General features: G+C 68.5%; 5 protein-coding genes. All 5 read right to left on the bottom strand.

Translation table 11 applies throughout. The annotated features are described in order from the left end of the window. Window positions 1-165: 165 nt before the first annotated feature. A complete protein-coding gene (locus tag LLH23_10555) occupies window positions 166-2,088 on the bottom strand; it encodes an aconitate hydratase (protein ID MCE5238919.1) in 1,923 nt (640 codons plus the stop codon). 137 nt (window positions 2,089-2,225) lie between these two features. Further along, window positions 2,226-3,389: a 2-C-methyl-D-erythritol 4-phosphate cytidylyltransferase gene (ispD, locus tag LLH23_10550; protein MCE5238918.1), complete on the bottom strand. Its 1,164-nt coding sequence runs from the start codon at window positions 3,387-3,389 to the stop codon at window positions 2,226-2,228. Then, window positions 3,386-4,486, bottom strand: a complete 1,101-nt coding sequence (locus tag LLH23_10545) for a TRAM domain-containing protein (protein MCE5238917.1) — start codon at window positions 4,484-4,486, stop codon at window positions 3,386-3,388. The genes ispD and LLH23_10545 overlap by 4 nt, the downstream gene beginning before the upstream one ends. 243 nt (window positions 4,487-4,729) lie before the next feature. Beyond that, window positions 4,730-5,638: a signal peptidase I gene (gene lepB / locus LLH23_10540; protein MCE5238916.1), complete on the bottom strand. Its 909-nt coding sequence runs from the start codon at window positions 5,636-5,638 to the stop codon at window positions 4,730-4,732. 153 nt (window positions 5,639-5,791) lie between these two features. Continuing rightward, window positions 5,792-6,277: a 50S ribosomal protein L19 gene (rplS, locus tag LLH23_10535; protein ID MCE5238915.1), complete on the bottom strand. Its 486-nt coding sequence runs from the start codon at window positions 6,275-6,277 to the stop codon at window positions 5,792-5,794. Window positions 6,278-6,282: the final 5 nt, after the last annotated feature.

Genomic DNA, 6,282 nt, shown 5'->3' with positions numbered 1-6,282 from the left:
TCGGTGACCGCTCCCACATCGGGTCACTGCGGTGTGTGGGAGCGGTCACCGACCGCGACCGGCTCCCACCAAGATTGCGGTGTACGAGCGGTCACCGACCGCGAACAGGCCCGCCGGTCTCCCGGCGGGCCCATTATGTTGCACTCTTTCCCCCTCAAGCCGCCCCTACGCGCTGCGTGCCTTGACGTAGTTGAGCATCCCGCCGGCCAGCAGGACCTCCTGCTGGCGCTCCGACAGGGGGATGCGCGTCTCGAACTGCGTGCCCTGCGTGAGGTTCCGGACCGTCAACACGCCGGCCCGTAGGCCCTGGTGGACGCCCTCGGCCTGCAGCTTGTCGCCCTGTTGCAGGGCCTCATACGCAGCCTTGTCCATCTCCAGCGGCAGGATCCCGAAGTTGATGAGATTGGCCTTGTGGATGCGGGCGAACGACGTGGCCAACACGGCCTGGATGCCCAGGTACAGCGGGCACATGGCGGCGTGTTCGCGCGAGGAGCCCTGGCCGTAGTTGTCGCCGCCGATGATCGCGCCCTGGCGGCTGTCCAGCGCTCGGCCGGCGAAGCTCGGGTCCACACCCTCGAAGACGTGCTCGGAGAGCGCCGGAACGTTGGACCGCAGCGGCAGGTACTTCGCCCCGGCGGGGGAGATGTGGTCGGTCGTGATGTTGTCGCCGACCTTGAGCAGCGCCTCGAACGCGATGGTGTCGCTGAGGGCCTCGCGCGTCGGCACGGGCTTGATGTTAGGGCCGCGCACCACTTCGACCTCGGCGCCGGCGGGCGCGGGGGCCTGCACCATGCGGTCATCCACCTCGAACTGCGCGGGCAGCTCGATCTGCGGCGCGTCGCCGAGGCTCTGTGGGTCCACGAACTCCCCGGCCACGGCGGCCGCCGCGCACACCTCGGGTGAGGCCAGGAAGACCTGCCCGTTCTTGGTGCCGCTGCGCCCCTCGAAGTTGCGGTTGAACGAGCGGACGGAGACGCCGGCGTTCAGCGGCGCCTGGCCCATGCCGATGCACGGACCGCAGGCCGACTCGAGCACGCGCGCCCCGGCGCTGAGCATATCGGCCAGCGCGCCGTTGCGGGCGAGCATCGTCAGCACTTGGCGCGAGCCGGGGGAGATGGTCAGGCTGACATCGGGATGGACCTGCCGGCCCTTCAGGATCGCCGCCACCATCATCATGTCGCGGTACGACGAGTTGGTGCAGCTACCAATGCAGACCTGGTCTACCTGGCGGCCGGCCAGGTCGGCGACGGGCACGACGGCGTCGGGGCTGTGCGGCTGGGCCACCATGGGCTGCAGCGCGCTCAGGTCCAGCTCGATGAGTTCGTCATACTCGGCGTCCGCCTCGGCCGCGAGCGGCGTGAAGGCCGCGGCGCGGTCCTGGGCCGCCAGGAAGTCGCGTGTGCGGTCATCGGCGGGGAAGAGGGAAGAGGTGGCCCCCAGCTCCGCGCCCATGTTGGTAATGGTCGCGCGCTCGGGCACCGACAGCGTCGCCACGCCCGGCCCGCAGTACTCCACGATCCGGCCCACACCGCCCTTGACCGTCAGTCGCCGCAGCAGCTCCAGGATGACATCCTTGGCTGCGACCCACGGCGACAGTTGCCCGGTCAGGCGCACGCCGAGGACCTGCGGGCAGGGGATGAAGTAGGGCATGCCGGCCATGGCGACGGCGACATCCAGGCCACCCGCGCCGATCCCCAACATGCCGATGCCCCCGGCGGTGGGGGTGTGACTGTCCGAGCCGAGCAGCGTCTTGCCCGGCGCGCCGAAGCGCTCCAGGTGCACCTGGTGGCAGATGCCGTTACCCGGGCGCGAGAAGCGCACGCCATGCCTGGCGGCGACGGTCTGCAGGTACTTGTGGTCATCGGCGCTCTCGGGGCCCGACTGCAGCGTGTTGTGGTCCACGTAGGCCACCGAGAGCTCCGTCTTCACGCGCGGCACGCCGAGGGCCTCGAACTGCAGGTAGGCCATCGTGCCAGTGGAGTCCTGGGTCAGGGTCTGGTCAATGCGCAGGCCGATCTCGCTGCCCGCGACCAGCTCGCCCTCCACGAGGTGCGCCTTGAGTATCTTCTCGACTACGGTTCCCTTCAACGGTACTGCCTCCGGTGGGCGTTGTAGGGGCGCAACTCATTGCGCCGGGCGCGCTAGGGCCGCGCCGCTATGGGTGTGTGACGGGCGCGATGAATCGCGCCGCTACCGGCGGGTCATGGGCGCGGTCCATCACGCCGCTACTGCGGTGTCAGCAGGACGACGGCCTCGGCCGCGATGGCCAGACCCTCGCCGATCGGGCCCAGGCGCTCCATGGTCGTGGCCTTGTAGCTCACCGCCGTCGGCGGCAATCCCAACGCCTCCGCCGTACTTTCACGCATGGCCTCGACGTGCGGGGCCAGGCGCGGCTCCTGGGCGATGATCGTCACATCCACGTTGGCGGGCTGCCAGCCGGCCTGACGCACGAGCGCGACGACCTGCCGCAACAGCTCCCGGCTGTCAGCGTCCCGGAACGCCGGGTCGGTGTCCGGGAAGTGCCGGCCGATGTCGCCCAGGGCACAGGCTCCCAGGAGCGCGTCAGCAATAGCATGCAGCGCCGCGTCGGCATCCGAGTGGCCCAGCAGGCCCTTGCCATGCGCGATCTCCACGCCGCCCAGCACGAGCCGCCGCCCCTCGACCAACCGGTGCAGGTCGAAGCCATGCCCGACCCGCGGCGTACCCCCGCTCTCCCCACGTAGCCATGCCTCCGCGCGGGGCAGATCGTCGGGCGTGGTGACCTTCAGGTTGCGAGCATGGCCGGGGCTGATGGCCACTGTGTGCCCGAGCCGCTCGAGCAGCATCGCGTCATCGGTCACGGCCCAGCCCTCGGCCTCCGCCTGCTCGTGGGCCTGCCGGATGAGGTCATAGCGGAACGTCTGTGGCGTCTGCGCCAGGTAGACCTCGTGGCGGTCAATGGTCTCGACAATGCGGCCGTCGGCCACACGCTTGACGGTATCCGTCGCCGCGACAGCCGTCAGGGCCGCGCCGTGGGCGCGACACACGCGCAGGCTGTCGCTGATGATCTCGGGCGTCACGAGGGGTCGGGCGCCGTCATGGATGGCGACCAGGTCGGGCGTTCGGGCCCCGAGTGCGCGCAGGCCGTTGAGCACCGACTGCCGCCGCTCCGGTCCCCCGGCGACGACGAGAACGTCTCCGACCTCACGACAGAGCTCTGTGGCCGGGACGACATAGTCGGGGGCGACGACGAGGGCGACGGCGTCTACCTCGGGGTGGTCGGCATAGGCCTGGACGGCCCACAGCAACAACGGGCGCCCGGCCAGGGGGACGAACACCTTCGGAACAGGTCCGCCGAACCGCTCGCCGGCGCCGGCCGCCACGATCAGCGCCGCCACCCGCTCGCTCACTTGCGGCCGGCCTTCGGCGGGGCATCATCGGTGGCGAGGTCGCTGAAGATCATCTTGCCGGCGCTGGTCTGCAGAGCGCTGGTGACCACGGCGGGCACCGTCTGGCCCACGAACTTGCTGGCGTGCTCGACCACGACCATCGTGCCGTCATCGAGGTAGGCCACGCCCTGCCCGGGCTCCTTGCCTTCCTTGACGATCGTGACCATGACCTCTTCGCCGGGCAGGTAGACCGGCCGCATCGCGCCGGCCAGCTCATTGACATTGAGCACCTTGACGTTGTGCAGCTTGGCGATCTCGTTGACCGAGTAGTCGTTCGTGACGACCCCCGCGCCGAGCTCCTTGGCCAGCTTCACCAGGCGCACATCCACGTCCTCGCCCGGCAGATCGCTGGCCGGGTATTCCTCGAAGATGCGCACATCGGCGTTGGGCATCTTCTTGAGGCGGTTGAGCACCTCGAGGCCTCGCCGGCCGCGGGCGCGCTTGAGGCTGTCGGCCGAGTCGGCGATGTGGTGCAGCTCGCGCAGCACGAAGCCGGGGACCAGCACCGGCCCCTCCAGGAAGCCTGTGCCGCAGATGTCGGCGATGCGGCCGTCAATGATGATGTTGGTGTCCAGCATCTTGGAGCGTGCCGGCGCCTGGTCCTCCGTCACCGGCGTGCGCGTGGCGAGGCTGGGAAAGACGTAGACGATCTGCTGCTTGGCGCTGATGGTGAAGCCGACCCCCAGGATGACGAAGACCATGGCGACGAAAATGCGGATCGGAAGCCCGAAGCTCGCGGTAGCGAGGGGCGTCGTGGCCAGCAGCGAGACCGTGAGGCCTAGCAGCACGCCGAGCACCGCGGCGACCTTGTCCAGCAGGGACACGGTCTCCATGCGGTTCACGAAATGGACGAGAGAGCGGAACGAGTAGACCGAGACGAGGAACCCGACCAGCCCGCCGACCACGAGCAAGCCGACGTGAAAGGACGTGGCCTGCAGCGTGCTCAGGTTGTCGGGCAGCTTGGGCTGCACCAGGGTGTGGACGATGGCGCCACCCATGACACCCACGAGCGTGACTGCGCCCACGAAAAGCGACCACAACCCACGAAGTAGAATCATGTCGTTGCCCCCTTCAGGAAACAGGGCGTTAGCACTTCAGGCGATGCCGACGGACGACCGGTCGGGGAAGTCTTCCCTCCGCGCAGGCGGAAACCGGCTCCGGCATTATACGATATCTTACCCTACGGGTGCGAGACAAACGCGGCAATTCCTCGACGGAAACGACAATCCCCCGAGCTAGAGTAGCCTGCGGGCCGCGCGAGGTTCCCCGCGGCGGCCGCAAAGCACCTGCGCCGGGCCTCCTCAGCGTGTCAGGCGGATGCGCGGGAAGGGGTAGAAGATGACCTCGGCCTTGCCCAGGGCGTTCTCACGAGGGACAAAGGGCGCAGACGCACCGGTGTCCGGGTCGGTCCAGGCATGGCTGTCGTTGGAGTCGTTGCGGTTGTCACCCATGACCAGGATCGCCCTGGGGGGCACGATGACCTCGCCTACCGTCACCCGCAGGCCGTGGTCATCCACGATCCAGCGTCGTCCATCGTTCTCGTCGGCCAGCACCCCGGTGGCGAACTGGTCGCGTCCCACCACCGGCCAGGCGTACAGCGGCGTCTCGCGGATGTACGGCTCGTTCACGGGTTGACCATTGCGCCACAGCTTGCCGTCGTGAACCGAGATGTGGTCTCCGGGCACGCCGATGACGCGCTTGATGAAGTCCTTCTTCCCCGGGTCCGCCTGGGGCGGGGCGCGGAACACGATGATGTCCCCGTGCCGGGGCTCGCGGAAGAAGTACGAGAACTTGTTGACCAGGATGCGGTCGTTGATGAGCAGCGTGTTCTCCATCGAGGCCGAGGGGATGAAAAAGGCCTGGATGACGAAGGGGCGGAGGATGCAGAAGACCAGGAGCAGCGCGATGAGCGCCGAGTCGATCAGCTCGATGATGCCGGGCTTGTGCTTGCGGGCCCGGTCGGTGTCGAACAGGTACAGGACGGCGACCGCCGTGGCGATGAGGATCAGCACCATCACCGGGGGGGAGACGGGCATCATCGGGGAGTTCAACCACACCCGCATCCGCCACCCGACTCTGATCGGCACCAGGGCCACCAGCACCCAACTCACCCACTTGGGCAGGGACACCAGGTTGGCCATCCAGACCCGCAGAGCGCCGGTCAAGGCGATGGCGCTGACAATCCACCAGGGGCTGTCGAAAGCAAGCATGAGCCAGTCTTCTTTGCGGTGATGCTGTGGTGCGTTGCAGCGGACAACGGCACTTGTCGGCGCGACCGTTGAGCACTGGCATGGGTATGGAGCAATGGGGCAGGCGGGACCGCCTGCCCCACACGATGCTCTCGCTGGCGCCGAGGCAGCGCCCTAACTCTCGGCCGAAGTCTCCGGCGCGTCGCTGGCGGTGTCCTCGGCCTGAGCCGCGCTCTCAGCCGCTGCCGTGGCGGCGGCGGCCGCCTTGGCGGCCTCGGCGGCCTCGACTTCCTTGGACCGGCGCGCGCGCTCGCGGACCCGGGCCCGCTTGCCGACGCGGTCGCGCAGGTAGTACAGCTTGGCCCGGCGCACGTCGCCATGGCGGACCACGTTCACGCTGTCAATGACCGGCGAATGGATCGGGAAGGTGCGCTCGCAGCCGACGCCATGGGAAACGCGGCGGACCGTGAACTCCTCGTTGATGTCATTGCCGCGCCGGGCGATGACGATGCCCTCGAACGCCTGCAGGCGGGTGCGGTCCTGGTTGCGGACGCGCTCCACGACCTTCACGTTGACGCGCACAGTGTCGCCGGGGGCGAACTCGGGCAGGTCCTGCTTCAGGTGCTTGCTCGCGACGTACTCGAGTTGGGCTTTGATCATCAGGA

Source organism: bacterium, from assembly GCA_021372615.1.
Taxonomy (GTDB): domain Bacteria; phylum Armatimonadota; class Zipacnadia; order Zipacnadales; family UBA11051; genus JAJFUB01.
Note: the sequence above shows the minus strand (reverse complement) of the source record. Positions and strands in the feature narration are given on the sequence as shown.